Raw genomic sequence first — 24,665 nt, forward strand, 5'->3', positions numbered from 1 at the left:
CCGCTCAGCCCACGTGCACGGCGGGGCGGCGGGTGCGGTCGGGTTCGGCCTCGCGGAGGACTTCGCGGGTGACCGGGGCGATCTCGCCCTGGCCGAACAGGAAGAACCGCAGGAACTGGGCGAAGGGGTTGCCCTCGGTCCACTCGAAGTAGATGTGCGGCAGCTGCCCGGTCAGGTCGCGCACCTGGAGCAGCAGCGCGGCCAGCGCGTTGGGGACGCTGGAGCTCTGCAGCGAGAGCACCCGGTAGCGGTCGTGCAGCACTTCGCCGCGGACGGTCAGTTCGGCCTCGAAGTCGGACGGGTCGAGCACGGTGACCTCGACGAAGACCAGGTCGTCCTCCGGCGGGATGTCGTTGTCCCGGCGGATCTGGTGGACCTTGTCGCGGTACTCGGCGAGGTCCCGGCTGTTCGGCTCGTTGGCGATCAGGCGCAGCGGGCGGTACGTGTAGTCCCGGACGAACCGCTCGGCGACGTCGTCCAGGACCACGGCGGTGACGCGCAGTTCGAAGGCGCGCTTGAGCCGGGAGAGGAAGGACACCAGCATGATGCCGGCGATGAAGCAGGCGCCGATCTTGACGCCGTCCGGCCGCTCGGCGATGTTCACGGCCGTGGTGTAGAGGAACACGGCGGCGATCACCGCGAAGGTGACGGTCCAGTGCCGTTCCCCGGCCTTGCGGGCGGCGATGGTGACGGCGACCGCGGCGGAGCTGATCAGCACCAGGACGCCGGTCGCGTAGGCGCCGCCCTGGGAGTCGACGTTGGCGTCGAAGATCCAGGTGACCAGGAAGGCGATCAGGGTCAGCACGATGACCGTCGGCCGCACCGCCCGGGCCCAGTGCGGGGCCATGCCGTAGCGGGGCAGGTAGCGGGGCATCAGGTTGAGCAGTCCGGCCATGGCGGAGGCGCCGGCGAACCAGAGGATGGCGATGGTGGACAGGTCGTAGACGCTGCCGAAGGCGCTGCCCAGGTTCTCGTGGGCGAGGTAGGCGAGGGCCCGGCCGTTGGCCGGGCCGCCGGCCTTGAACGCGTCCTTGGGGATGAGCAGCGTGGTGATGATGCTGGTGGAGATCAGGAAGGCGCTCATGATCACGGCGGCGGTGGTGAGCAGGTGCCGGGCGCCGCGGATGCGGCCGGTGGGCTTCTCCTCGGTGTCGTCCGGGTCGCCCTCGATGAGCGGCATCACGGCGACGCCGGTCTCGAAGCCGGACAGGCCGAGGGCCAGCTTGGGGAAGACGATGAGGGCGACGCCGATCATCGCGAAGGCGTTGCCGTGCTCGGCGGTGAGTCCGTCGGTCCAGTCGCCGAACAGGTGCGGTTCCTTGAACACGTGCCAGAGGCCGTTGGCCACCACGACGACGTTGAGCGCGAGGTAGACGCCGACCAGGACGACGGCCAGGCCGATGGCCTCGCTGAACCCCTTGAGGAAGACGGCGCCGAGCAGGGCCACCAGGATCAGGGTGAGCATCACCTGTTTGCCGGACAGGGCGCTGTGCAGGTGCGGGTTCTCGATGAGGTGGGCGGTCGCGTCGGCGGCCGACAGGGTGATGGTGATCATGAAGTCGGTGGCGGCGAAGCCGAGCAGGGTGAGCACGAAGAGCTTGCCCTGCCAGAACGACAGCAGTCGTTCCAGCATCGCGATCGAGCCCTGGCCGTGCGGGCTCTCGGCGGCGACCCGCCGGTAGACCGGCAGGGCGCCGAACAGGGTGACCAGCACCAGGACGACGGTGGCGATCGGTGACAGCAGGCCGGCCGCGAGGGCGGCGATGCCGGGCTGGTAGCCGAGGGTGGAGAAGTAGTCCAGGCCGGTCAGGCACATCACCCGCCACCAGCGCGTGCCCTTCTCGGCCGGTGCCTCGACGTGCGGGCCGGGGTGCTGCTTGGCCATGTCCGAGAGGCCTTCGAGCATCCATGCCCGGAACCTCGTGCCCCGCGTCGATGGCGCCGTTCCCGGTTCGACCGAACCCGAGGAGACCACGTACACCCCTGTCCACGACTTCGGCCGGCCGCCGCACGGTTCCGGACCCCCAAGGCCGCCGGACGGCGGGCCCGGCCAGGCTAGGGGACGGGGCCGGGGCGGCCGGGCAGCCGCGCGGGCCGACACGCCGGGGTGCGCCCGGACGGCCCTGCCGGCCGGGGGCCTGCCCCCGGCCGTGGTCGGGCCCCCGGCGCGGCGGTGTCCGGTGACCCCTCGAACGGGGTAGACATGTCCGCGCGCGTTGACTCACCGGATTGACCCTCCAGGTTGACCCACGGAGTTGACGCGCCCAGGGGTACGGCGACGGACGGCAGGGAGACAGCGGTGACGGAACCGACTCGGCGGAGGATCCTCGGCCTCGGCCTGATGGCCGCCGCCGCCACCTCCTGCGGCACCCGGCACTCCGACGCCGCCCCGCACCCCACGCCCGACGCCCCCGGCGCCCCCGGCCCGGCGGACCCCTCCGGCGCCCGGCACGCCGGGCCCGAGGACGCCGCCCCGAACGAGCAGTCGCTGCCCGGCAACGCCGACTGGCAGATCACCGACCCCGGCGCGCCCGGCGCCGTCGAGGGCTTCGCCGACCGGGTCAGCGTGCTGCCCGGTGAGACCTTCGGCCTGCACGTCTCCACCGCGGCCGCCGCCTTCACCGTCTCCGCGTACCGGATGGGCTGGTACGGCGGCGCCCGGGGCCGGCTGGTCTGGCGCCGCGAGCACGTCCCCGGCGGCAAGCAGGCCGCCCCGCACATCGACCCGGCCACCCGCACCGTGCTGACCGGCTGGCCGCGCACCCTCGCCGTGGACACCGCCGGCTGGCCCGAGGGCGCCTACCTGCTGCGGCTGGACGCCGAGGACGGCTCCGGCCGCAGCTACGTCCCGCTCACCGTGCGCTCCGCGAGCACCGCCGGGAAGACCGTGGTGATGAGCGCCCCGGCGACCTGGCAGGCCTACAACGAGTGGGGCGGCTACAGCCTCTACAACGGCCCGACCGGCACCCTGGCCACCCGCTCGCTGCGGGTCGTCCTCGACCGGCCGCACGACTACGACCACGGCGCCGGGCGCTTCCTGGTCTACGAGGCGCCGCTGATCGCCCTGGCCGAGCGGCTCGGGCTGCCGCTGGCGTACACCACCGGGATCGACGTGGCCCGCGAGCCGGGCCTGCTGCACGGGGCGAGCGCCCTGCTCTCGCTGGGCCACGACGAGTACTGGTCCCCCGAGCAGCGCGCCAACGTGACGGCGGCCCGCGACGCCGGGACCAACCTGGCGATCCTGGGCGCCAACTGCTGCTTCCGCCGGGTCCGCTTCGAGCCCAGCGAGCTCGGGCCGGACCGCACCGTGGTCTGCTACAAGGACGCCTGGGCGCAGGACCCGGGCCACCAGGCCGGCGCGCCGGCGACCACCGACTTCCGCACCGGCCCGGGCGCCGACCCGGAGAGCTCGATGCTCGGCGTGATCTACGACGGCTACCCGGTGGACGCCCCGTACGTGGTCACCTCGCCGGAGCACTGGGCCTTCGAGGGGACGGGCGTGACGGCCGGGACGTCCTTCCCGCACCTGGTCGGCGTCGAGTACGACCGGGTCGACACCGCCTTCCCCACCCCGCGCCCGATCGAGGTGATCGCCCACTCCCCCGTGGTCTGCGAGGGCCGGCGCTCCCACTCCGACACCGCCTACTACACCGTGCCCGGCGGCGCGGGCGTCTTCGCCACCGGCACGATGCGCTGGGTGGAGGCCCTGGACGCCCACGGCACCGGCGTGCACGGCATCGACGCCCACGCCGGGGACGTGGTCCGCAAGGTCACCGAGAACGTCCTGCGCCTCTTCGCCGCCGGCCCGGCCGGCCGCACCCACGCCGCCCGGGACAACCTGGCGGCCGTCTACGGCAAGGCGTAGGAAGCGTCCTGCGGTCCATCGTGATCGAACCGGCCCACGGCCCCGCCCCGGGGGATCCGCCCTGCTCCCCCGGGGCGGGAAGGGGCCGTCGGCCCGGCTACACTCGCACGGTCTGACAGCAGCGAAGGTCGTCCAGGACAACCGACCGGTGCGGCACGGGGTGCCGGCCGGCGAGGGTACGAGGGAAACAGAACATGGTCGAGGCCTCCCCGAAGGTCGTTGTCGTCGTCCCCACGTACAACGAGCGGGAGAACCTTCCGGTCCTCGCCAGGCTCCTCACGGACCTCGCGGTGCCGAACCTGCACCTGCTGGTGGTCGACGACAACTCCCCCGACGGCACCGGCGAGATCGCCGACAAGCTCGCCGCCGACTCCGCGGGCACCGTCGGCGTGCTGCACCGCACCGAGAAGGACGGCCTCGGCCGCGCCTACCTGGCCGGGATGGCCCGGGCGCTGGACGAGGGCGCCGAGGTCGTGGTCCAGATGGACGCCGACCTCTCGCACCCCGCCTCCGCGATACCCGCGATGGTGAGCACCCTGCTCGCCGACGAGGGCACCGCCGTGGTGCTCGGCTCCCGCTACGTGCCCGGCGGTTCGACCGCCGCGGAGTGGCCCTGGCACCGCAAGGCGCTCTCCGCCTGGGCCAACTTCTACGTCAACGCGATCCTCGGCCTCGGCGTCCGGGACGCCACCGCGGGCTTCAAGGCCTGGCGGGCGAGCGCGCTGCGGGCCATCGACCTGCCGACCGTGCAGAGCAACGGGTACTCGTTCCAGGTCGAGATGAACTACCGGGCCGTCCAGCACGGGCTGGCCATCCGCGAGGTGCCGATCCGCTTCGAGGAGCGGATCGAGGGCGCCTCCAAGATGAGCATCGGGGTGCAGGTCGAGTCCGCGCTCGCGCCCTGGAAGCTGCGCTTCAACCGCGAGGGCCAGGGGGCCTGAACGAGTAGTCCCGGCCCCGGCGGGCGGTGCGGACGGCGGGTGCGGGGAACAAGGCCGACATGGCCCTTTTCCCGGAGTCCCTGACGCCCCTGGTCCGCCGCGCTGCCCGGGACCCGTTCGCCGTCCAGACGCTGCGGGCCACCGTGGCCGCCACCCTGTCGTACGCGGTGGCCACCCAGCTCAGCAGCGAGCCCGCTCCGCTGACGGCACCGCTCACCGCGCTGCTGGTGGTCCAGGTCACCGTCTACTCGACGCTCAAGACCAGCGTCCGCCGGGTGGTCTCGGTGGTGGTCGGGGTGCTGATCGCGATCGGGTTCAGCACCGTGGTCGGGCTCTCCTGGTGGAGCCTCGGGCTGATCATCCTGGCCTCCCTGGTGATCGGACGCTTCGTCCGGGTCGAGGAGTTCGTCCAGGAGGTCGCGATCAGCGCGATGCTGATCCTGGGCGTCACCAAGCTGACCTCCCAGGCCTGGGACCGGGTGCTGGAGACGCTGATCGGTGCGGCTGTCGGGCTGCTGTTCAACCTGCTGTTCGCCCCGCCGGTCTGGGTGGACACCGCCGGGGAGTCGATCGAGGACCTCGCCCGGCGGGCCCGTCAGCTGCTGGTCGACATCTCCGAGCAGCTGGGCCGCCCCACCCCGGTCGCCCGGGCCGCCGAACGGCTGCACGAGGCCCGGCGGCTCGACCAGGCGATCGCGGACGTGGACGCGGCGCTGCGCCAGGCCGAGGACAGCCTGCGCCTCAACCCCCGGATCAGCGAGGGCCTGCTCTCCCGGCTGGTGCTGCGCACCGGGCTGGACACCCTGGAGATCTGCGTGGTGGTCATCCGGGTGCTGGCCCGCTCGGTGACCGACCTGGCCAAGCAGCGCGGGCCGTCGGAACGGCTGTTCCCGCCGGAGGTCGCGGTCGGGCTGGAGGAGCTGCTGGCGCACGTCGGCGGGGCGATGGTGAGCTTCGCGGTGCTGGTCACCACCCAGGTGAGCCGCAACGCCGAGGAGGCCGAGGAGCGGCTGACCGCCGAGCTGGCGGCGGCCTGGACCTGCCGGGAGAACGTCGCCCAGGTGCTGCTGCGCAAGGTCCAACAGCATCCGGAGGCCTGGCAGTTGCACGGCGCGATGCTGGCCGAGGTCGACCGGATCCTGGACGAACTGGACCTGGAGCACCGCAGTCGGCGGCTGATGGAGGAGCTGGACCGGGCCTCGCTGGCCGGCCGGGAGCGGTTCTCCCGCCTCGCCGGGCTGCGCCGGGCCGTCGGCGGCCGACGGCGGGGGGAACGGGAGCGCCCGGCGGCGGGCGCCGGGCGCTGACGGGTGGCGACGGGGGCTGATCGGGCGACGGGCAGGGGCGGTGGAGGTCAGGGCATCAGCCAGGGCTGCTGCGGCAGCGGGTGGCCGGTCTCCAGGTAGGTCTTGAGGTTGGACAGCACCGCCGACCAGCCCCGTTCGGCGTCCGCGCGCTCGGGTTCGTCGGCGAGGTCCTCGTGGGTGACGGTGAGCCGGGTGAGGTCCTGCCAGTGCCGCAGCTCGAAGGTGACCCGGGACGGCCCACCGGGGCGTTCGCCCTCCGGTCCGCCCCAGGTGGTGACCAGCCGGTGCGGGCGGTCCGCCACCTCGACGGTGCCGATCACGTCGGCGATCCCGGAGTCGTCGGTGCGCTGGTGCTCCCAGGGCGCGCCGGGCAGCCAGGTGGAGACGTTGCGGTGGCCCCAGTAGAGGCCGGACTCGTCGGCGTTGGTGAGCGCGTGCCAGACCCGTTCCGGGGTGGCGCGCAGGTAGACGGTGCCGCGGTGGCGGAAGTCGGTCACGGCCTCAGCCCTCGGCCGCGTCGAGCAGCTGCTGGATCTCGATCTTCCCCATCCGCATCATGGCCGCCGTCACCCGGTCGGCCTTGGCCCGGTCCTCACCGCCGACCAGGTCGAGCAGGATGCGCGGGGTGATCTGCCAGGAGAGGCCGTAGCGGTCCTTGAGCCAGCCGCACGGGCCCGGCTCGCCGCCGTCGGCGGTGAGCTTCGTCCAGAGGTCGTCGACCTCCTGCTGGTCCTCGCACTCGACCTGGAGCGAGATCGCCTCGGTGAAACGGAACATGGGGCCGCCGTTCAGCGCCGTGTAGGGCCGGCCGGCGAGTTCGAACTCGACGGTCATCACCGTGCCGGCCGGCACGGGGGCGCCCTCGCCGTAACGCGTGACCTTGGTGATCCGGGAGTCGGGGAACAGCGAGGTGTAGAGGGCTGCGGCCGCCTCGGCCTGGTCGTCGTACCAGAGGAAGGTGGTGATTTTCTGCATGGGCCCGACGGTAGCGGCGGGCTCCGACAGTGCGGCCGAGCCACGGCCGGGGGTCACCGGATCGGCGCCCCCGGCCGGTCGGACCACGATCCCGGGGTCAGTGCACCCAGCCCGCGTAGCGCTGGACGAAGCGCTGTCCGGTGTGGGCGGTGACCACGACGTCGTAACGGCCCTGCTTGTCCAGCGGCCAGGACAGGTCGACCTGCTTGCCGGGCTTGACCCAGACGGTCTGCGGGCTGCCCGCGAAGTCGTTGGGCGCGGCGGTGAACGCCACGTCCGTCAGACCGTCGTTGGCCACCTGGAGGGTGAGCTTGAGGGTGCCGTGCAGGTCGGCGGTGACGATCGGCACGCCGATGTCGTTCTGGCCGTCCTGCCCGTCCCGGACGACCGTCCCGGCGAAGCGTCGCACGAAGCCGTCCGGGCCGTGCACGGTGAAGTCGTAGCGGCCGTCGGTGGCGGCCGCGTCCCAGACGTACGTGGCGTTGGCGCCGGGGGCGACGGTGTACGGGGTGCCCGCGAACGGGAGCAGGATGTTCGGGTAGACGGTGTACGGGAAGGCCACCGAACCGTCGTTGCTCATGGTGCAGGTGACCTTGCCGGTCCTGCGGTCCACCGCGACGTCGGCCCAGGGCTGGTACGGCAGCGGGCGGTGCGGGCGCTCGCCGCGCTCCTGGACGGGCATCGCCTGGGCGCCGGCGGCCGGGAGGGCGACGCCGGGCAGCTTGGTGCCCGCGTCGGCCTTGGCCATCAGGGCGTTGGTGTCCGGCAGCTTCGGGATCGAGGTGTCCGGGGCGGCGAAGTCGAAGCAACTGGTGAGGTCGCCGCAGACGGCCCGGCGCCAGGCGGAGATGTTCGGCTCGGCCACGCCGGTCACCACCTCCATGAAGCGCAGCACCGAAGTGTGGTCGAACACCTGGGAGTTGACCCAGCCGCCGCGCGACCAGGGGGACGCCACCCAGAGCGGGACGCGGTTGCCGAGGCCGATGGCGCGCCCCTGGGTGAACTCCTCGGGGGTGCCGGGCTCGGGGGTGGGCGGGACGACGTGGTCGAAGTAGCCGTCGTTCTCGTCGTACATAACCAGGAAGACGGTGTGCTTCCAGACCTCGGGGTTGGACATCAGCGACTGCAGCGCCTGGTTGACCCAGTGCGCGCCGTAGGCCGGGCCGGCCTCCGGGTGCTCGGAGAACAGGTAGGGCGCGACCAGCCAGGAGACGGTCGGCAGGGTGCCGTCCTTGCAGTGGCGGTCGAAGTCGGTGGGGTCGAACGTGGTCATCGCGTTGATGTAACGCGGGTCGTCGTGCGGGAAGTCGTGGAACTGCTTGAAGTAGGACAGCGCGTTGTCGTCGTAGTCGCCGGTGCGGTCGTCCTTGCTGGGGTTGTGGTAGACCCGCCAGCTGACGCCGGCCGCCTGGAGGCGCTCGGCGTAGGTGGTCCAGTCGGCGACGGGGTTGTCGGTGACCGGGGTGTTGTCGATCCACGGGCCGGTGGTGCCGTCGCGGCCGGGGCCGGCGGTGCCGGTCCACAGGTAGAGCCGGTTGGGGTCGGTGGGGCCGGCCAGCGAGGTGAAGTAGGCGTCGCAGAGGGTGAACGCGTCGGCCAGGGCGTACTGGAAGGGGATGTCCTCCCGGGTGAAGTAGCCCATGGTGCGCTCGCCCTTGGCGGCGATCCACTTGTTCATCGCGCCGTTGTTGATGGCCTGGTGGCCGGTCGCCCAGTCGTGGGCGAGGCCGCCGGCGTTCTGCGCGTTGTACTTCGAGGTGTCCATCCGGTACGGCAGCATCACCCCGCCGTCGCTGCGGCGGGCGTCGGGCTGGCGGAACACGTCTGTGCCGTCCGGGAACTGGAGCGCCTGCTTGTCGCCGAAGCCGCGGACACCGCTCAGGGTGCCGAAGTAGTGGTCGAAGCTGCGGTTCTCCTGCATCAGGACGACAACGTGCTTGACGTCCTTGACGGTGCCGGTCAGGGCGGTGGCGGGCGCCGCGGCGGGGGCGGCCGGGGCGGCGTCGGCCCGGGTGGCGGCCAGGCCGGTCAGGGCGGTGGCGCCGACGGCCGCGGAGGCGCCGACGAAGGTGCGGCGGGAGAGCTCGGACATCACGAACTGGCCTCTCAGAGCTGGAAGGTGGCGACGGCGGCGGCGGTGTCGGAGGGCCACTCGTTGGCGGCGGCGTTCGGCTCCGACTGGGGCCAGTCGGCGACCAGGGTGTGCGCCTCGACCAGCTTGAGCGCTCCGGTGTACTGGACGACGTCGATCCGGTCCTGCGGCTCGGGGCGGTCGCCGCGGCGCTTGCGGGTGGGCGACCAGGTGGCGCCCGGGGCCTTGGCCGGGTCGCGGTTCTCCTCGCGGAAGGTGTCGGTCAGTCCGGCGGCCTGGAGTTCCTTGGTGACCGGCCAGGCGAGCGCGCCGACGCCCTGGTGGGCGGCGGCCGTGGCGGCCGTCCAGTCCAGGTGGGAGGGCGAGGAGAGGGCGCCGGCCAGCACCACCGGGAGGCGCCGGGCGGCGTCCGCGCGCACGGCGGCGGCCAGCGCCTTGGCCTGCTTGAGCCGCAGCGAGGCGTTCTCGGCGGCCAGCACCTGGGCAGCGGTGCCGCCGTCCTGCACGGCGTACGGGCCGTAGCCCGCCTCGTCGAGGTGCGCGGCCCAGAACCGGACGGCGCGGCCGCCGGGGAGCTGGACGGTGGCCGCGACGGCGGGCAACTCGGCGGTGGCCGCGGTCGGTTCGGTGAGCGGGTAGCGGCTGAGGATGCCGACGCTGCCCGGGCTCTGGAGGGCGTACCAGCCGAGGGCGTCGGCCAGGGTCTTCGCCCGCTCGCCGCCCGTCTCCTGGAGCGCGAGCACGTCCAGGCCCTGGGCGAGGACGACGCGCAGCTGCTTCTCCAGCGCGTCGGTGTAGCCGTTGCCGGCGTCGTGCAGGTTCCAGCTGGCGGCCTTGAGCCGGGGCGGGGCGGCCTGGTCCACGACGGGGACGAGCACGGTGACGGTGTCGGTCGCACCGGTGCTGTCCTTGACGCCGACCACGACCAGCTCGGGGTTGCGGGTAGCGGCCGGCGCCGTGCCGGTGATCGTGCCGTCGGCGGCGACCGAGGCCCAGGCCGCGCCGCCGAGCTTGCGGTGGGCGGCCGAGCCGGGGGCGTTGCCCGCCGGGCGGGACCAGAGGCCGCCGAGCCGGATCCGCACGGCCGCACCGGGGGCGACCGGGGTGGCGGTGAAGGAGTCGACGACGGCGTGCGGGCGGACCACCGGGGGCTTGGGACGGAAGCTGAACGGGGCGGTCCGGGCCAGGATGCCGTAGCCGTCCTTGGCCAGCAGGTAGGCGGTGTACGGGCCGCCGGTCAGCGCGGAGGTGTCGAGCTGGACGTCGCCGGAGGTGCCGGGGGTGTACTTCCAGAGCAGCGAGGAGCCGGTGCCGGGCTGGCGGCTGCCGTCGTAGATGCCGACCCAGTTCTTGGCGTCGGGGGCGTCGGTGGTCCAGTGGAAGGTGAGCCGGTCGCCTTCGGCGGGGCTGCTGGATGAGGTCGGGGTCAGGGCGCTGCCTGCGGCCACGGTTGTCCTGTCCGCCGCCGGCGGGCCCGGTCCGCCGGGGGACGGTACCGGGGCCGCACGCGGCTGGTCACGGAGGCTGGGAGGGAGGACGCCCGCAGTTGGCTGTACAACTAGGGGCGGGCTCATTCATCCGAAGGTCAGCGACCGGGGCGTGAACGGCGCGTGACGGGGCATCGGGCGGTTCGGGAACTCCGTGGCGCGACCGGCTCCGGACACGCGCGGAGGGCCGCGACGGGCGATTCGTCGCGGCCCTCCGGGGCGGCCTTGCTGGGTGGCCTTGCTGGGCGGCCTTGCCGCATGGCCTCGCTGGGCGGCCTTGCCGTGCGGCCCTGCCGGGGCGGTCGGGCCAGGGCGGTCAGGCCGGGCGGTCAGGCCGGGCGGTCAGGCCAGCGCGAGGAAGAGCTTCTCCAGCTCGGCCTCGCTCATCGGCGCGGCGTCCTCGTCGGCGGCGGCCATGCACTGGCGCATCCCGCTCGCCACGATCTTGAACCCGGCCCGGTCCAGGGCGCGCGAGACGGCGGCGAGCTGGGTGACCACGTCCTTGCAGTCCCGCCCCGCCTCGATCATCGCGATCACCCCGGCCAACTGGCCCTGGGCCCGGCGCAGTCGGTTCAGGACCGCGCCGACCGCCTCCTCGTCCACCTGCATGTGCGGGCCGCCTTTCACCTCGACTCTCGATGGCCAAGTGTACCCGGTGGGGTATTCATTCCCGGCCGGACGAAGACCGTCACGAGGTGGCCGGCCGCGGCCGGCGCGGCCGGTCAGCGGCGGGCCGGGCTCGGCGCCGGGCCTGGGCCAGCGCTTCGGGCCAGGGTCAGCGCCGGGCCAGGCGGCGCTCGCCCCCGGCGCCCGTCGCGTACGGCAGCTCGTAGTACGCGAACACCTCGGGCTCGTCGGTGGCGGGCAGGATGTCGTCGGTGCCGATCGCCGGGGCGTCCTTGACCTTGTTCCGCGGGTACGCCACCCGCAGGTAGGCCGGACCGGCCACCGCCCCCTCCAGGGGGACGAAGGCCAGGCGGCGCTTGGCCATCACGCCCATCGTGACGGTGGCGAAGAACGGCTCGTCGGTGGACGTCTCGACGTAGACCGACTCCAGCGTGCCGATCCGCTTGCCGTTCTCGTCGACCACGTCCTGGCCCCGCCACTCGCGGATGTCTGCCATAGCGATTCCCATGGACCCGGACCTCCCGTGTCACGCGCTTCCACAGCCGTCGGCCCCTGCCTTCGGCCCCCGGAGTACCCATCCTGCGCCGGGACGGGCGCCGGGGCACCATGAAAGGGACATACGGGGGCGAGCCGGCCAACCGCCACCAGGGCACTGACCTGGGCTTTAGGCTGTCCGCCGAGGTTCGGGAACAGCCCGCCCGGGGAGCGCCCCGGCCGGGACGGCCAGAGGGGCGGCAGGCATGGGGTACGAGAGCATGTGGGAGTCCGGCGACCCCCGGACAGCGGCCGACCTGCGGCCCGACACCCCCCACCCGGCCCGGATGTACGACTACTACCTGGGCGGCAAGGACAACTTCCCCGCCGACCGCGCCGCCGCCGAGAAGGCGCTCGCCGCCAACCCGGAGTTCCGCTCCACCGCCCGGGCCAACCGGGGCTTCCTGACCCGGGCGGTGCGCTGCGTCGCCGGGCTGGGCGTCGACCAGTTCCTCGACGTCGGCACCGGCATCCCGACCGCCGGCAACACCCACCAGATCGCCCAGGCCGTGGACCCGGGCGCCCGGGTCGTCTACGTCGACAACGACCCGATCGTGCTCAGCCACGCCCGTGCCCTGATGGCGGGCGCCGGGCCCGGACGCACCGCCGTGCTGCGGGCCGACCTGCGGGAGCCGGCGGCGGTGCTGGAGGCCGTCCGGGCCGAGGGGCTGCTGGACTTCTCCCGCCCGGTCGGGCTGGTGCTCGCCGCCGTGCTGCACTTCCTGCGCGACGAGGACGAGCCGTACCGGGCGGTGGCCACGCTGCTCGCCGCCCTGCCGTCCGGCAGTCACCTGGTGCTCTCGCACGGCACGGCCGACTTCATCCCCGCCGCGGTCCGGGACCAGGTCACCGGCGTGTACGACAAGGCCACCGCGCCCCTGGTCGGGCGGAGCCGGGAGCAGGTGCGGGAGTTCTTCGACGGGCTGGAGCTGCTGGAGCCCGGGGTGGTCACCGTCCCGCTCTGGCGCCCGGAGGAGGCACCGGCCCCGGGCGCGGAGCGGGTGAGCATGTACGGCGCGGTGGCACGCAAGCCCTGACCCGGCGTCACGTGCGGTGCGGCGGACCGGGGTGGTGCTGGCCGTAGTGCGGATCGGGGGGTTCTCACCACCGACCCGGCCCTGGGGCCCCGGCTACTGTCGGTGGGACGGCTCCGGAACGGGGCGGTCACACGGGGTCAGCACGCCGCGCACGCGCATGACTTGGGGGGAACCACCATGGTCCACGACCGCCGCCACGCCCACCACCGCCGCACCTACCGTCTCGCCGGGGTCGTCCTGGCCGCCGGGCTCGCCACCGCAGTGCTCACCGCCTGCGATCCGGTCGGCACCTCGTTCAGCGACGACGCGACCGTGTCCGACGAGGTCACCGCCGTCAAGCTCGACAACTCCTCCGGGGACGTCACCGTCCACGGCAAGACCGGCGCCGGGGGCGTCTCCGTCCACCGGAAGATCACCTACCACAGCGGGAAACCCGGCACCACCACCCGGGTCGACGGCGGGGCGCTGGTCCTGGGCGGCTGCGGGCACAACTGCTCGGTGGACTACACCGTCGAACTGCCCGCCGGACTGCCGGTCAGCGGCGGCACCTCCGCCGGCGGGATCCACCTCTCCCGGATCGGCGAGGTCTCGGTGCACACCGACGCCGGGGACATCTCCGTCGACCAGGCCGCCGGCCCGGTCGACGTACGCACCAACAACGGTGAGATCAAGGGCACTTCACTCAAGGGCGACCGGATCCGGGCCAAGACCGACAACGGCGGGATCACCCTCACCCCCGGCAAGGCCCAGGACATCAAGGCCGGCACCTCCAACGGCGAGATCCACCTCACCGTCCCCGCCGGCTCCTACCACGTGAGCGCCGGGACGGACATCGGCGAGAAGCACATCGGCGTCCAGAACGACCCCACCGCCAAGTACGAGCTCGACCTGGGCACGGACATCGGCGACATCACCGTCAAGACCGGCTGACCGGGCCCCCGTTCGGCGGGCGACACGGCACCACCGCACCTCGAACTCCGGGCCGGACCACCGTTAACAGGCGGCCCGGCCCGGGGCAGGACGGGGCCGGTTCGGACACGACGGGCCTGGCCGTCACCGCGCGGGACGAGTGGGGCGGACTGCTCGGACCGGCCCGGACCAGCTCCGCCGACGAGGCGGCCTGCTACGGCGTTCTACCGCTCGCTCGGGCTCCTCGCCGGTCGACCGATCGGCCTGCGGTGGCGATCAGGAATCGGAGTAGCTGAGGTCCCCGACCGTCCAGCTGCTGACGTCCTCGATGGCGATGCGGTACATGCCGCCGGTGTGGGGCAGCCCGAAGTCGCCCTGGAGGATCTTCGCCCGGTGGAGATGCAGGTGGGTGGGCCGTGCGGGCGGGCCGTCGGCCCGCGCGGCGAAGAGAGCGGCGAACGGTTTCAGGTGCTCCGAGGCCTGGAGGACCTCCGCCACCCGCTCCAACCACAAGGTCACCGGCGCGAGCCTGCCGGTGATCACCGCGCCAGGGACCACCACGGTCAGGGACATCTGATTGCTGTGCTCGGACTCGACCATCGCCGCAATGTCGACGAGGAGCCTGTCAGGGTTCGACATGTCCCACAGACTATGACACCGCCTCCGCGAGCCCAAGGCCCTGGGCAGCAGCCGCGGCCGCAGCGACGGCGGTGTGCGTCCGGTGTCAGAGTTTGAACATCGCGGTGTAGGGCTGGGTGATGCGTTCCTGTCGCGATCCGAAGTCGACGAGTACCGCGATGTCGCTGTCGCCTTCGACGCCGATGGCCCGGCCGAGGCCGTACGTGTCGTGACTGACGCGGTCACCGACGGCGAAGTGCTTGCGCGGTGCTTCGATCCGGGCTTTGAAGGGGCTGGCGGGCAGGACACGGCGGACTGCTGCAGATTTCCTCATTCCCTGCAGTATGCGCCGAAAGTCGCGGGAGCGCGCCTTCTTCGTGCACTCGATTTCGGAGCGCCTCAGGACGGCGCCGGCGGGCGTGGCACTCGCTTCCACGGGTCCGCCGCGCCGAGGGCAGAGGCTCGGCGCCTGCGCGATTCGCCCGCTCGGGGGATCGACCGGCCCGCACCCGAGGGGCGGATGACATGACCAACTGGGCTGCCATGCAGGCACTTTGGCAGTCTCCACAGCCTCCCGACCGGCCCCCTCGGCAGGGGCGCCACAAAACCGGGGGCGGAATATCCACCCGCGGCGGGCCCGGGCCTGCTACAGTCGTTTTAGTTGCAGTAGTGGTTCCCATGAACTTTGTGTGCGCCTGCTGATGTTTCGCAGGCGCATTTTTGTTTCCCGGCACTTCCCCGGGTGGGTGCTCATCGCGGCGACTCGGAGCGCGCGCTGTGCGGGCTTCGGACAGCCCCTTGAAGGAGATTTCTTTATGGCTAATGGCACTGTGAAGTGGTTCAACGCGGAAAAGGGCTTCGGCTTCATCGAGCAGGACGGTGGCGGCCCGGACGTCTTCGCCCACTACTCGAACATCAACGCCAACGGCTTCCGTGAGCTGCTCGAGGGCCAGAAGGTCGAGTTCGACGTCACGCAGGGCCAGAAGGGCCCGCAGGCCGAGAACATTCGTCCGCTGTAGTTTTTCCGCCACGGCACCCGCCTGGTAGCGAGGGGCCCGCACCGCGTACATGATGCCCGGTGCGGGCCCCTCGGCATTGCTCCACCCTGCCCGTCCCCGGCCGTTCAGGCCCCCCTGGCTCCGCCACCGGCGGCCATCCCCGCGCGAGACGCACAGCGCCGCGTCCGGATCGCCGCCCTGCCGTGACACCCCGCGGTTCGAGGATCCCCGTTCCCGCCCCGGCGGAGAGCGCCGACCCGAAGTGACGTGCCGCACGGTTCCACCGTCCACGCCCCGCCCCACACTTTCGGCCCGTTCCTTGCGGCCTCCTGCCGGCGCCTCGCGCTGCGGAGCTTCCTCGCGACGTGCCGCCCCAGGAAGGTCTCGCATGAACCGCTCCCGCCGCTCCTCGTACCAGAACGCCAACTCCCGCTCCTCGGCCTCCTCCCGCTCCGGCGGCAGCTCCTTCTACGGCGACCGGCCCACCGGAGGCCGTAGCGCCCGTCAAAGCTCCTTCCCGCAGGGGGAGTTCACGATGCCGGTGAGCACCACCCCGGCGCTGCCCGCCGTCGAAACGTTCGACGAGCTGGCCATGCCCAAGGCGCTGCTGTCGGTGCTGACCCGCCAGGGCGTCACCTCGCCGTTCCCGATCCAGGCCACGACACTGCCGAACTCGCTGGCCGGACGTGACGTCCTCGGACGTGGCCGGACGGGCTCCGGCAAGACCATCGCGTTCGGCCTCGCCGTGCTGGCCCGCACCGCCGGCCGGCGCGCCGAGCCGCGCCGCCCGCTGGCCCTGGTGCTGGTCCCCACCCGCGAGCTCGCCCAACAGGTCACCGACGCCCTCACCCCGTTCGCGCACGCGGTGCGGCTGCGGATGGCGGCCGTGGTGGGCGGGATGTCGATCGGCCGCCAGGCCCAGGCGCTCAACCGCGGGGCGGAGGTCGTGGTGGCCACCCCCGGCCGGCTCAAGGACCTGATCCAGCGCGGCGACTGCCAGCTGGACGGCGTCGGCATCACGGTGCTCGACGAGGCCGACCAGATGGCCGACATGGGCTTCCTGCCGCAGGTCACCGAACTCCTCGACCAGGTCGCCGAAGGCGGCCAGACGATGCTGTTCTCCGCCACCCTGGACCGCAACGTCGACCGCCTGGTGCGGCGCTTCCTCAAGGACCCGGTCACCCACTCGGTGGACCCGTCCGCGGGAGCGGTCAGCACCATGGAGCACCACGTGCTGCACGTGCAGAACTACGACAAGAACGCCACGATCGCCCACATCGCCTCCCGCGACGGCGGGGTGATCATGTTCATCGACACCAAGCACGGCGCAGACCGCCTGGTGGAGGACCTGCTCGCCAACGGGGTCAAGGCCGCGGCCCTGCACGGCGGAAAGTCCCAGCCCCAGCGCACCCGCACCCTCGAGCAGTTCCGCACCGGCCAGGTGACCGCGCTGATCGCCACCAACGTCGCCGCCCGGGGCATCCACGTCGACGGCCTCGACCTCGTCGTCAACCTGGACCCGCCGGCCGACCACAAGGACTACCTCCACCGGGGCGGCCGCACCGCCCGGGCCGGCGAGTCCGGCACCGTCGTCACCCTCGTCCTGCCCAACCAGCGCCGCCAGACGACCCGCATGATGACCACCGCCGGAATCACCCCCGTCACCACCCGCGTCACCGCCGGCGACGAGGACCTGGCCCGCATCACCGGCGCCCGCGTCCCCACCGGCGTGCCGGTCGTCATCGCCGACCCCGTCGTCGAACGCCCGCGCCGCGGCGCGGCCACCAGTCGCGGACGCCGCGGACGCCCCGCCACCACCGGCGGCGACACCCGCGCCAACGGAGCGAGCCGCAGCGCCCGGGGCTCCTCCGGCCGCCGCCGGGCACCCAGGCGCGTCGCCCTCGCCGCCTAGAGGCCAGGCCCGGGGCCGGACCACTCCCCCGGTCCGGCCCCGGCGGAACCGACACCAAGGAGCCCGCCCATGACCGTCACCCCCGAACACCCCGCGACCACCGCCACGGTCGGCGACCTCATGACCGGCCCCGAGCTGCAGATCAGCGACGACGTCATGGTCGACATGGCAATCGACATCCTGCACAGCTCCGGCGCCGACCACCTCCTGGTCCGCGACGACGACGGCCGCTGCGCCGGGCTGCTGACCCGCCCGCACCTCGCCCCGTTCCAGACCCGCACCCGGTCCACCGAGCGCACCCCGGTGCGCGACATCGTCCTCGACCAGGCCCCGTTCGCCACCGCCGACATGCCCGCCGCCACCGCGGCCGCCGCCATGCGCGCCCGCGGCCTGGACACGTGGCCGGTGGTCGACCCCGACGGCCACGCCATCGGCCTGCTCAGCCTCTAGGCCGGCCCGGGCGCACCGGGGAGACCGGGCGGCGCGGGCTCCTGGAATCCCCTGCGCGCCGGCGGCCTCCACGGGGTCGGAGCCCGCCTGCCCCACGAACCAGGCCGCCGCTTCTCGCTCTCGGGGCGGCCTGGCGGGCGGGTCAGGTGTCCGCCGTGGGTTCCTGGCGGTTCTGGGTGCGGCGGAGTTGTTCGTTGATGCGCAGGGCTTCTTCGAGTTGGTCTTCGAGGATGACGATGCGGCAGGCGGCTTCGATGGGGGTGCCCTGGTCGACGAGGTCCCGGGCGCGCATGGCGATGCGTAGTTGGTAGCGGGAGTAGCGGCGGTGGCCGCCGTCGGAGCGTAGTGGGGTGATGAGGCGGTGTTCGCCGAGGGCGCGTAGGAAGCCGGGGGTGGTGCCGGTCATCTCGGCGGCGCGTCCCATGGTGTAGGCGGGGTAGTCGTCGTCGTCGAGCTTGTCGGGTGTGTCGGGGCTGGCCGTTGTAGTCACTGCACCTCTCTGGTTCTCGAGGAGAACGCGTCGAGGGGCCCCGGGGCCGTGTCGGCTCCGGGGCCCCGAAGGGGAACAACACCATCTACCGGCCTGGGCCGGTCCTTCTATTTCCGCACTGCCCCGGGGTGGGGTGTGTGCGGGGATCGCGAATGCGTGACCGGAAACCACCGTCCTTGCGTTGGGGTCTGCGGTGTCCGCCCGGACGAGTGTTCACGGGCCGGGCGATCCTGATGGCGCTTGCGCCCTCCGTTCATCCTCTGTACTGAACTGTCACTTTCGTACTGCGGGTACTGCACTCACTGAACTGCGTACTGCTCGGTACCGCTGGTGGCGGCCCCTGATGCCTGCGGGCCGCCCGGTCCGGCAGTCAGTCCCGTCGCCGTCCTGCACCTGCCTGGCTTCGGAACTCCACTGCCGGACCGAACTGCGAACTTCTGTCCAACAACCCCGGCCAGTTCGTGTCTGGCCGGTATCGCCGACTGCTGTCTACGAGAGAAACGTTAGACCCACCCGCGAGCAATGTCTACTCCGGCGCGCATAGATTTTGCGGCACCCGTGAGTGAGGTAGCCTCCCGCTGCAGAAGTACCCGCTGATCAGCGCCGTCCAGAGGCGCGTGGTCGCGCCCGTCCGCGCTGCCGATGGACGCGTGGCGCGAGGGTCAGAGGCCGGTCTGGACCTCGGCGCGGTGGCGGATGTACTCGTCGGGGTGGGAGCGGGCGATGGTGACCGCCGTCTCCACCAGGGTGTGCAGCTCGACCGGGTAGGCGCGCGGCACCAGCGGGAGGCCGGGCAGGATGCAGCGGCGGACGTCCAGGTCCTCGTTGCCGACGAACTCCCGCAGTGCGGCCCGGTTCCAGCTGTCGCGCACCGTGGCGCCCTCGTCGGCGGCCGCGTGCCGGCCGCCGACGACCGTCAGCGCCGTCCAGTACCAGGCCCGGGCGGCGCCCGCCCGCTCCGGGTTGGTGCCGGTCCGGAGGTAGCCGAGCAGGGCCAGCCGGACCCGGCGCTGGCCGAAGGCGATCAGGGCGGGCTCGACGAAGCGGCGGTTGAAGCTCGGGTTGGGGTCGTGGACCGCCGCCTCCAGCAGCGGCTCGAAGTACTCCTCGGGCAGCTCGGACCGACCGGCGAGCGCCTTGTGGACCTCCCATCGGGCCGCACCGGCGTAGTCCGCCCCCGTCGCGACCTCGGCCCCGAGCACGCGGAGCAGACGCGCGAGCCGCAGCTCGAACGCCTGCGATCCGCCCTCCGTGCGCTCGGGCAACGGCTGGAGAGCCCGCACCTCGCCGGCCGTGTCCTTGGTTTCCACGAACATCCTCCTCATTCTGAGTCATCGGCAGACTACTCGCTGATACACCCGTTCGGAGTCGGTTTTCGGCCAGGACCGGATCTTGAAGGGCTTCCGGGAGGGAGGCCTGACGCTGCGTCAGGACGGGCGGCCGGGCGGGACCAGCCCGGACTGGTAGGCGATCGCGACGAGCTGGGCCCGGTCCCGGGCGTCCAGCTTGGACATCGCCCGGTGCACATGGGTGCGGACGGTGAACGGGCTGACGAACATCCGCTCGGCGATCTCCTCGTTGGTGAGCCCGGTGGCGGCCATCGACATCACCTCGCGCTCACGGGCGGTGAGCACGGCCAGCCGCTCGGCGGGCGCGGCGGCGGCCGGGTCGGGCTGGGCGAGGAACTGCTCGATCACGGCGCGGGTGGCGGCGGGCGAGAGCAGGGCGTCGCCGGCCGCCACGGTGCGCACGGCGGCGAGCAGTTCCTTCGGGTCGGCGCCCTTGCCGAGGAAGCCCCCGGCGCCCGCGCGCAGCGCCTGGGCCACGTACTCGTCTATCTCGAAGGTGGTGAGGATGAGCACCCGGGTGCCGGAGAGGTCCTCGTCGGCGCAGATCTCGGCGGTGGCGCCGAGGCCGTCGGCGCCGGGCATCCGGATGTCCATCAGCACGAGGTCGGGCTTGGTGGCCCGGGCGAGTTCCACCGCCTCCCGGCCGTCGGCGGCCTCGCCGACCACCTCCATGTCCTCCTCGGCGTCGATCAGCATCCGGAAGGCGCCGCGCAGCAGGGCCTGGTCGTCGGCGAGCAGCACGCGGATGGTCATGCGCGGTCCTTGTCCTTCCGGATGGCGTGATCGTGTCGGGTCTGGTCGGCGGGGGCGGCCTGGTCGGGGGAGCCGACGGGGCCGGTGGGGTGGACGGAGCCGGGGGGGCGGGCGGGCCGGACGGTGCAGTCGCGCCAGAAGGCGTGGGCGGGCCGGTCCCTGCCGACGGGCCCGGCCGGGTGGCCCGGTCCGGGGGCGGCTGCGGGCCGGGCGGTGCCCCCCGCCGGGGGCGCGACGTCCTCCCGGGCGCCGGTGCGCAGCGGGAGTTCGGCGGTGACCAGGAAGCCGCCGTCCACCTGCCGGTCGGCGGTGAGGCGGCCGCCCACGGCGCCGGCCCGCTCGCGCATGCCGATCAGGCCGAAGCCGCTCTGGCCCGGGGCGGCCGCAGGCAGCAGGGCGGTGCGGGGGCGGCCTGGGCTGGTCGGGCGGCCGTTGGCGACGCTGACGGCGACCCGGCTGCCGCTGTAGGAGAGGGTGACCTCGGCGTCGGCGCCGTGGGCGTGCTTGGCGACGTTGGTCAGCGACTCCTGGACGATCCGGAAGGCGGTGAGGTCGACGCCGGGCGACAGCGGCCGGGCCTCCCCCTCGACGGTGAGCCGCACCGGCAGGCCGGCCCGCTCGAAGGTGTTGACCAGCTCGGGCAGCCGGTCCAGGCCGGGGGCGGGTTCGAGCGGCGCCGGTTCCTCGGCGCGGCGCAGCAGGCCGACGGTGGCGCGCAGCTCCTGGAGGGCGGAGCCGGTGGCGTCGGTGATGTGGCTGAGCACCTCGCGGGCCTGCACCGGGTGGCTGTCCATGAGGTGGACGGCGATGCCGGCCTGGGCGTTGGCCAGGGCGATGTGGTGGGCGACGACGTCGTGGAGGTCGCGGGCGATCCGGATCCGCTCGTCGGCGACCCGGCGGCGGGCCTCCTCCTCGCGGGTGCGTTCGGCGCGTTCGGCGCGTTCCTCGATCGCGGCGAGGTGGGCGCGGCGGTTGCGGATGGAGTCGCCGAGGGCGCCGGGCAGCAGGGCCCAGGCGAGGACGCCGATCCGCTCGCCGATCGGGCCGCCGGGGCCGAAGATCAGCGTCATCCCGGTGAGCAGGACGGCGGTGCCGATCGAGGCGCGCAGCGCGGTGGCCCGGTCGGTGCGGGTGGCGAGGAAGTAGAGGGCGAGCAGCAGTGGGGTGGCGAGCATCGGGGTGAGCCGGGGGCTGGTCCAGGTCAGCACCATGGTGCAGGCCAGCGTGACGGCGGTCACGGCGCGCGGGTAGCGGCGGTGGAAGAACACGGCGACGGCGGCGATCAGGGCGAGCAGGCCGGTGGCCGGGTCGACCGGGGCGAAGCGGCCGCTGGTCTGGTCGACGGTGGCGCCGAGGGCGGTGAAGCCGATCAGGGCCACGCCGCCGGCGACGTCCAGCGACCGGGGGTGGTCGCGGCGCAGGCGCTGCCAGGTGTAGCTCATCGTCCTGTTCTCCGGGTCGGGGTGCCCTGGCGGCACCCTCGCCGGGTTCTGCCAGTCGGTGTCGCGCCGCGGCCCCCGGTGGGGTGCGGCGTACCGGGTCGGGGGCCGGCGCGCGGGCGGCGGCCCCCGACAGCAACGGTAACGGTTGGGGCTCGAACCGGTGTCCGAGCCGGTCGGCGCCTGGACGGCCCGGCCCGGCCCGAGGGGTGCTCGGGCCGGGCCGGGACGGGGCGGTGCCACGTAGTACCCGGCGGTGCCGGGCGGTGCCGGCGAGGCCGGACCTAGACGGTGACCGACTCCTTGACCGGTGCCGGTTCGGGGGCGGCGGTGTGCAGCTTGCTGCCCTCGACGTCGACGTCGGGTATCAGGCGGTCGAGCCAGCGCGGCAGCCACCAGGCGCGGCGGCCGAGCAGGGCGAGGACGGCCGGGACGATCGTCATCCGGACCACGAAGGCGTCGAAGGCGACGGCCGCGGCGAGGCCCAGGCCCATCATCTTGATCATCGGCTCGCTCATCCCGATGAAGCCCGCGAAGACGGCGATCATGATGAAGGCGGCCGCGGTGACCACCCGGGCGTTGTGCCGGAAGCCCGTGACGATGGCCTCGCTCGGCTCCTCGCCGTGGACGAAGGCCTCACGGATCCGGGTGACCAGGAACACCTCGTAGTCCATGGCGAGGCCGAAGACCACGCCGATCATGAAGATCGGCATCATGCTCATCACCGGGCCGGTCTGCTCCACGCCGATCAGGTCGGCCAGCCAGCCCCACTGGAAGACCGCGACGACGGCACCGAGCGCGGCGGCCACCGAGAGCAGGAAGCCGAGCGCCGCCTTGACCGGGACGAGGATCGAGCGGAAGACCACCAGCAGCAGCAGGACGGCGAGGCCGACGACCACCGCGAGGTAGGGCACCAGGGCGTCGCTGAGCTTCTGCGAGACGTCGATGTTCATCGCCGTCGTACCGCTGACCAGGACGGTCGCCCCGGTGGAGGCCTTGAGCCCGGCCGCCTGGCCACGGATGGTGTGGACCAGGTCCTTGGTCGCGGCCTCGGCCGGGCCGGTCGCCGGGATGGCGTTGACCAGGGCGGTGTCCCCCGCCTTGTTGAACATCGGCGGCATCACGGTGACCACCCCGGGCACGCCCGAGACGGCCTTGGCGACCGAGTCGGCGGCGGCCTTCGGGTCCGCGGTGCCCTTGACGTCCACCAGGACGGTCAGCGGCCCGTTGAAGCCGGGGCCGAAGCCCTCGGACAGCAGGTCGTAGGCGCGCCGCTGGGTGGTGGAGGTGGGCTTGGCCTCGTCCCCGGGCAGGCCGAGGCGCAGGTCGAGCGCGGGAGCGGCGAGCACGCCCAGGCCGACCACGCCGAGCAGCAGCACCCCGAGCGGGCGGCGCACGATGAACCGGGCCCAGCGGGCGCCGCCGTTCTCCTTGGCGCCGACCGGCCGCGCCGCGCCGTCGCCGCCGCCCTGGGCCTTGCGGACCTTGCGGGGCAGGGCCCGGCGGCCGATGAAGCCGAGCAGCGCGGGCACCAGGGTGAGCGCGACCAGCACGGCGATGACGACCGTCCCGGCGGCGGCCATGCCCATCTTGGCGAGGATCGGGATGCCGACCACGGAGAGCCCGGCGAGGGCGATCACCACGGTCAGGCCGGCGAAGACCACCGCGGAGCCGGCGGTGCCGATCGCCCGGCCGGCCGCCTCCTGCGGGGTACGGCCCTCGGCGAGCTCGGCCCGGTAGCGGGAGACGATGAACAAGGCGTAGTCGATGCCGACCGCGAGGCCGAGCATCATGGCGAGCGTGCCGGTGGTCGAGGAGAGGCCGAGCGCGCTGCCGAACGCGGTGATCAGCGACATGCCTAGGCCGACGCCGATCACGGCGGTGAGCAGCGGCAGGCCGGCGGCGACCAGCGAGCCGAAGGTGATCACCAGGACGACGGCGGACAGCGCCATGCCGATCGCCTCGCTGCTGCCGCCCGCGTCGGGCTTGGCCATCAGCGCGTTGCCGCCGATCTCGACCTTGAGCCCGGCGTCCCGGCCGTGCTGGGCGGCCTGCTGGAGGGCGTCGGTGGCGCCCTTGGACACCTCGCCCGCCTTGGCGGAGTAGCTGACCGTCGCGTAGGCCGTCGATCCGTCCTTGGAGACCGCGCCCGGCATCTTGAACGGGTCCACCGCGGACGTGACCTGCTCGCCGTGGGCGAGCTCGGCGACCGTCTTCTCGACGGCCTGCTGGTTCGGGCCGGCGGTGATCTTCTGCCCGGAGGGCGCGACGAACACCAGGCGGGCCGAGGCGCCGTCGGCGTGGCCGCCGGGGAAGCGCTCGTTCATCAGGTCGAAGGCCTTCTGCGCCTCCGTGCCGGGCATCGAGAATCCGTCGTCGGGTGCGGCGGGCGCCTTGGCCGCCAGGACTCCGGCGAGCGCCAGCACGGCGACCCAGAGCAGGGTCACCAGCCGGCGCCGGACGAAGGCCCATCGGCCAAGGCGGTACAGGAACGTTGCCACGGGAGAACGGGCTCCTTCGGATTCGGAAGCAGGTGCGCGGACGGGGACGGGTGCGGGAGCGGGAGCCCGGAGGCGGTCCGCTCGCAGCATGACCAATCCTTGATCGCCGGCCCCTGCTCCGTCGTCGTCCCTGCGCAGGCCGTTTGCGTACTGCGGACGCAGTACGGCCCTCCCCCGTACGGAGGAGCGCACGCCCCGCACCGGGAGCAGCCGGGACCAGCCCGCTGGCCTGCGGCGGGAGTAGGCCCGGGTCACCCGGCCGGCCGGTGACGACGGGCCGCGGCCGCCCCGGCCCAGTAGCGTGATGGGCCACTGGCCCGACCGTTCTGTCCTGGTCCGGGCCGACCCGTCCCGATCGGTGCTGACCCCAGCCCGCCGCCG

The 24,665-nt window shown here is 73.2% G+C and carries 22 protein-coding genes; 8 read left to right on the forward strand and 14 right to left on the reverse strand.

Annotated features, from left to right (window positions below):
* Nucleotides 1–4: 4 nt before the first annotated feature.
* Nucleotides 5–1,906, reverse strand: coding sequence for an APC family permease (locus ACZ58X_RS01100; protein WP_470331547.1), 1,902 nt, complete (start codon nt 1,904–1,906; stop codon nt 5–7).
* 393 nt (nt 1,907–2,299) lie between these two features.
* Between ACZ58X_RS01100 and ACZ58X_RS01105 the strand changes: the two genes are divergently transcribed.
* The 3 genes from ACZ58X_RS01105 (at nt 2,300) to ACZ58X_RS01115 (ending at nt 6,113) form a co-directional block, all read left to right on the forward strand.
* Nucleotides 2,300–3,865: a N,N-dimethylformamidase beta subunit family domain-containing protein gene (locus ACZ58X_RS01105; RefSeq protein ID WP_470331548.1), complete on the forward strand. Its 1,566-nt coding sequence runs from the start codon at nt 2,300–2,302 to the stop codon at nt 3,863–3,865.
* Nucleotides 3,866–4,059: 194 nt separating this feature from the next.
* A complete protein-coding gene (locus ACZ58X_RS01110; RefSeq protein WP_470331549.1) occupies nt 4,060–4,806 on the forward strand; it encodes a polyprenol monophosphomannose synthase in 747 nt (248 codons plus the stop codon).
* A gap of 59 nt (nt 4,807–4,865) precedes the next feature.
* Nucleotides 4,866–6,113 (forward strand): FUSC family protein, encoded by a 1,248-nt coding sequence (locus ACZ58X_RS01115; RefSeq protein ID WP_470331550.1) that lies wholly within the window; start codon nt 4,866–4,868, stop codon nt 6,111–6,113.
* 47 nt (nt 6,114–6,160) lie between these two features.
* Here the strand turns inward: ACZ58X_RS01115 and ACZ58X_RS01120 are convergent, their stop codons facing one another.
* The 6 genes from ACZ58X_RS01120 to ACZ58X_RS01145 form a co-directional block, all read right to left on the reverse strand.
* Entirely contained in the window at nt 6,161–6,610 is a 450-nt protein-coding gene (locus ACZ58X_RS01120; protein ID WP_470331551.1) for an SRPBCC domain-containing protein, read from the reverse strand.
* 4 nt (nt 6,611–6,614) lie between these two features.
* Complete coding sequence (locus tag ACZ58X_RS01125; protein ID WP_470331552.1) at nt 6,615–7,088, reverse strand: VOC family protein; 474 nt, start codon at nt 7,086–7,088, stop codon at nt 6,615–6,617.
* A gap of 97 nt (nt 7,089–7,185) precedes the next feature.
* Entirely contained in the window at nt 7,186–9,180 is a 1,995-nt protein-coding gene (locus tag ACZ58X_RS01130; protein ID WP_470331553.1) for a phosphocholine-specific phospholipase C, read from the reverse strand.
* A gap of 14 nt (nt 9,181–9,194) precedes the next feature.
* Nucleotides 9,195–10,628: an endonuclease/exonuclease/phosphatase family protein gene (locus ACZ58X_RS01135; protein WP_470331554.1), complete on the reverse strand. Its 1,434-nt coding sequence runs from the start codon at nt 10,626–10,628 to the stop codon at nt 9,195–9,197.
* A 381-nt stretch (nt 10,629–11,009) separates the two neighbouring features.
* Nucleotides 11,010–11,276 (reverse strand): metal-sensitive transcriptional regulator, encoded by a 267-nt coding sequence (locus ACZ58X_RS01140; protein WP_188303232.1) that lies wholly within the window; start codon nt 11,274–11,276, stop codon nt 11,010–11,012.
* 166 nt (nt 11,277–11,442) lie between these two features.
* Nucleotides 11,443–11,790: a PRC-barrel domain-containing protein gene (locus tag ACZ58X_RS01145; protein WP_470331555.1), complete on the reverse strand. Its 348-nt coding sequence runs from the start codon at nt 11,788–11,790 to the stop codon at nt 11,443–11,445.
* Nucleotides 11,791–12,034: 244 nt separating this feature from the next.
* Here ACZ58X_RS01145 and ACZ58X_RS01150 point away from each other — a divergent pair, with 244 nt between their 5' ends.
* Complete coding sequence (locus ACZ58X_RS01150; RefSeq protein WP_470331556.1) at nt 12,035–12,865, forward strand: SAM-dependent methyltransferase; 831 nt, start codon at nt 12,035–12,037, stop codon at nt 12,863–12,865.
* Nucleotides 12,866–13,042: 177 nt separating this feature from the next.
* Nucleotides 13,043–13,795, forward strand: a complete 753-nt coding sequence (locus ACZ58X_RS01155; protein WP_470331557.1) for a DUF4097 family beta strand repeat-containing protein — start codon at nt 13,043–13,045, stop codon at nt 13,793–13,795.
* 255 nt (nt 13,796–14,050) lie between these two features.
* Here the strand turns inward: ACZ58X_RS01155 and ACZ58X_RS01160 are convergent, their stop codons facing one another.
* Together ACZ58X_RS01160 and ACZ58X_RS01165 are read right to left on the reverse strand one after the other, a co-directional pair.
* The gene (locus ACZ58X_RS01160) at nt 14,051–14,413 is read right to left on the reverse strand and encodes a hypothetical protein (RefSeq protein ID WP_470331558.1); all 363 of its coding nucleotides are present in this window, start codon (nt 14,411–14,413) and stop codon (nt 14,051–14,053) included.
* Nucleotides 14,414–14,498: 85 nt separating this feature from the next.
* Nucleotides 14,499–14,726, reverse strand: a complete 228-nt coding sequence (locus ACZ58X_RS01165; RefSeq protein WP_470331559.1) for a hypothetical protein — start codon at nt 14,724–14,726, stop codon at nt 14,499–14,501.
* Nucleotides 14,727–15,207: 481 nt separating this feature from the next.
* Between ACZ58X_RS01165 and ACZ58X_RS01170 the strand changes: the two genes are divergently transcribed.
* The 3 genes from ACZ58X_RS01170 to ACZ58X_RS01180 all read left to right on the forward strand — a co-directional run bounded on the left by ACZ58X_RS01170 (nt 15,208) and on the right by ACZ58X_RS01180 (nt 17,752).
* Nucleotides 15,208–15,411 (forward strand): cold-shock protein, encoded by a 204-nt coding sequence (locus ACZ58X_RS01170; protein ID WP_031068443.1) that lies wholly within the window; start codon nt 15,208–15,210, stop codon nt 15,409–15,411.
* Between the two features lie 367 nt (nt 15,412–15,778).
* Nucleotides 15,779–17,302 (forward strand): DEAD/DEAH box helicase, encoded by a 1,524-nt coding sequence (locus ACZ58X_RS01175; protein WP_470331560.1) that lies wholly within the window; start codon nt 15,779–15,781, stop codon nt 17,300–17,302.
* Between the two features lie 69 nt (nt 17,303–17,371).
* Nucleotides 17,372–17,752, forward strand: a complete 381-nt coding sequence (locus ACZ58X_RS01180; protein WP_470331561.1) for a CBS domain-containing protein — start codon at nt 17,372–17,374, stop codon at nt 17,750–17,752.
* A 142-nt stretch (nt 17,753–17,894) separates the two neighbouring features.
* Here the strand turns inward: ACZ58X_RS01180 and ACZ58X_RS01185 are convergent, their stop codons facing one another.
* From ACZ58X_RS01185 to ACZ58X_RS01205, 5 genes are all read right to left on the reverse strand, one after another.
* Nucleotides 17,895–18,176 (reverse strand): helix-turn-helix domain-containing protein, encoded by a 282-nt coding sequence (locus tag ACZ58X_RS01185; protein WP_470331876.1) that lies wholly within the window; start codon nt 18,174–18,176, stop codon nt 17,895–17,897.
* 728 nt (nt 18,177–18,904) lie between these two features.
* On the reverse strand, nt 18,905–19,558 hold the full coding sequence (locus tag ACZ58X_RS01190; protein WP_470331562.1) for a hypothetical protein: 654 nt from the start codon (nt 19,556–19,558) through the stop codon (nt 18,905–18,907).
* Between the two features lie 111 nt (nt 19,559–19,669).
* Nucleotides 19,670–20,344: a response regulator transcription factor gene (locus ACZ58X_RS01195; protein ID WP_470331563.1), complete on the reverse strand. Its 675-nt coding sequence runs from the start codon at nt 20,342–20,344 to the stop codon at nt 19,670–19,672.
* The gene (locus tag ACZ58X_RS01200; RefSeq protein WP_470331564.1) at nt 20,341–21,786 is read right to left on the reverse strand and encodes a sensor histidine kinase; all 1,446 of its coding nucleotides are present in this window, start codon (nt 21,784–21,786) and stop codon (nt 20,341–20,343) included. The genes ACZ58X_RS01195 and ACZ58X_RS01200 overlap by 4 nt, the downstream gene beginning before the upstream one ends.
* Nucleotides 21,787–22,067: 281 nt before the next feature.
* On the reverse strand, nt 22,068–24,284 hold the full coding sequence (locus ACZ58X_RS01205; RefSeq protein ID WP_470331565.1) for an MMPL family transporter: 2,217 nt from the start codon (nt 24,282–24,284) through the stop codon (nt 22,068–22,070).
* Nucleotides 24,285–24,665: the final 381 nt, after the last annotated feature.

It is taken from the genome of Kitasatospora sp. NPDC040550 (assembly GCF_055594965.1).

Bases quoted from the DNA above. Each gene is read 5' to 3' on its own strand.
- ACZ58X_RS01140 (WP_188303232.1), bottom strand. From the start codon at position 11,276: ATGCAGGTGGACGAGGAGGCGGTCGGCGCGGTCCTGAACCGACTGCGC.
- ACZ58X_RS01170 (WP_031068443.1), top strand. From the start codon at position 15,208: ATGGCTAATGGCACTGTGAAGTGGTTCAACGCGGAAAAGGGCTTCGGC.
- ACZ58X_RS01150 (WP_470331556.1), top strand. From the start codon at position 12,035: ATGGGGTACGAGAGCATGTGGGAGTCCGGCGACCCCCGGACAGCGGCC.
- ACZ58X_RS01110 (WP_470331549.1), top strand. From the start codon at position 4,060: ATGGTCGAGGCCTCCCCGAAGGTCGTTGTCGTCGTCCCCACGTACAAC.
- ACZ58X_RS01190 (WP_470331562.1), bottom strand. From the start codon at position 19,558: ATGTTCGTGGAAACCAAGGACACGGCCGGCGAGGTGCGGGCTCTCCAG.
- ACZ58X_RS01100 (WP_470331547.1), bottom strand. From the start codon at position 1,906: ATGCTCGAAGGCCTCTCGGACATGGCCAAGCAGCACCCCGGCCCGCAC.
- ACZ58X_RS01195 (WP_470331563.1), bottom strand. From the start codon at position 20,344: ATGACCATCCGCGTGCTGCTCGCCGACGACCAGGCCCTGCTGCGCGGC.
- ACZ58X_RS01160 (WP_470331558.1), bottom strand. From the start codon at position 14,413: ATGTCGAACCCTGACAGGCTCCTCGTCGACATTGCGGCGATGGTCGAG.
- ACZ58X_RS01180 (WP_470331561.1), top strand. From the start codon at position 17,372: ATGACCGTCACCCCCGAACACCCCGCGACCACCGCCACGGTCGGCGAC.
- ACZ58X_RS01175 (WP_470331560.1), top strand. From the start codon at position 15,779: ATGAACCGCTCCCGCCGCTCCTCGTACCAGAACGCCAACTCCCGCTCC.
- ACZ58X_RS01165 (WP_470331559.1), bottom strand. From the start codon at position 14,726: ATGAGGAAATCTGCAGCAGTCCGCCGTGTCCTGCCCGCCAGCCCCTTC.
- ACZ58X_RS01145 (WP_470331555.1), bottom strand. From the start codon at position 11,790: ATGGCAGACATCCGCGAGTGGCGGGGCCAGGACGTGGTCGACGAGAAC.
- ACZ58X_RS01185 (WP_470331876.1), bottom strand. From the start codon at position 18,176: ATGGGACGCGCCGCCGAGATGACCGGCACCACCCCCGGCTTCCTACGC.
- ACZ58X_RS01125 (WP_470331552.1), bottom strand. From the start codon at position 7,088: ATGCAGAAAATCACCACCTTCCTCTGGTACGACGACCAGGCCGAGGCG.
- ACZ58X_RS01115 (WP_470331550.1), top strand. From the start codon at position 4,866: ATGGCCCTTTTCCCGGAGTCCCTGACGCCCCTGGTCCGCCGCGCTGCC.
- ACZ58X_RS01200 (WP_470331564.1), bottom strand. From the start codon at position 21,786: ATGAGCTACACCTGGCAGCGCCTGCGCCGCGACCACCCCCGGTCGCTG.
- ACZ58X_RS01155 (WP_470331557.1), top strand. From the start codon at position 13,043: ATGGTCCACGACCGCCGCCACGCCCACCACCGCCGCACCTACCGTCTC.
- ACZ58X_RS01130 (WP_470331553.1), bottom strand. From the start codon at position 9,180: ATGTCCGAGCTCTCCCGCCGCACCTTCGTCGGCGCCTCCGCGGCCGTC.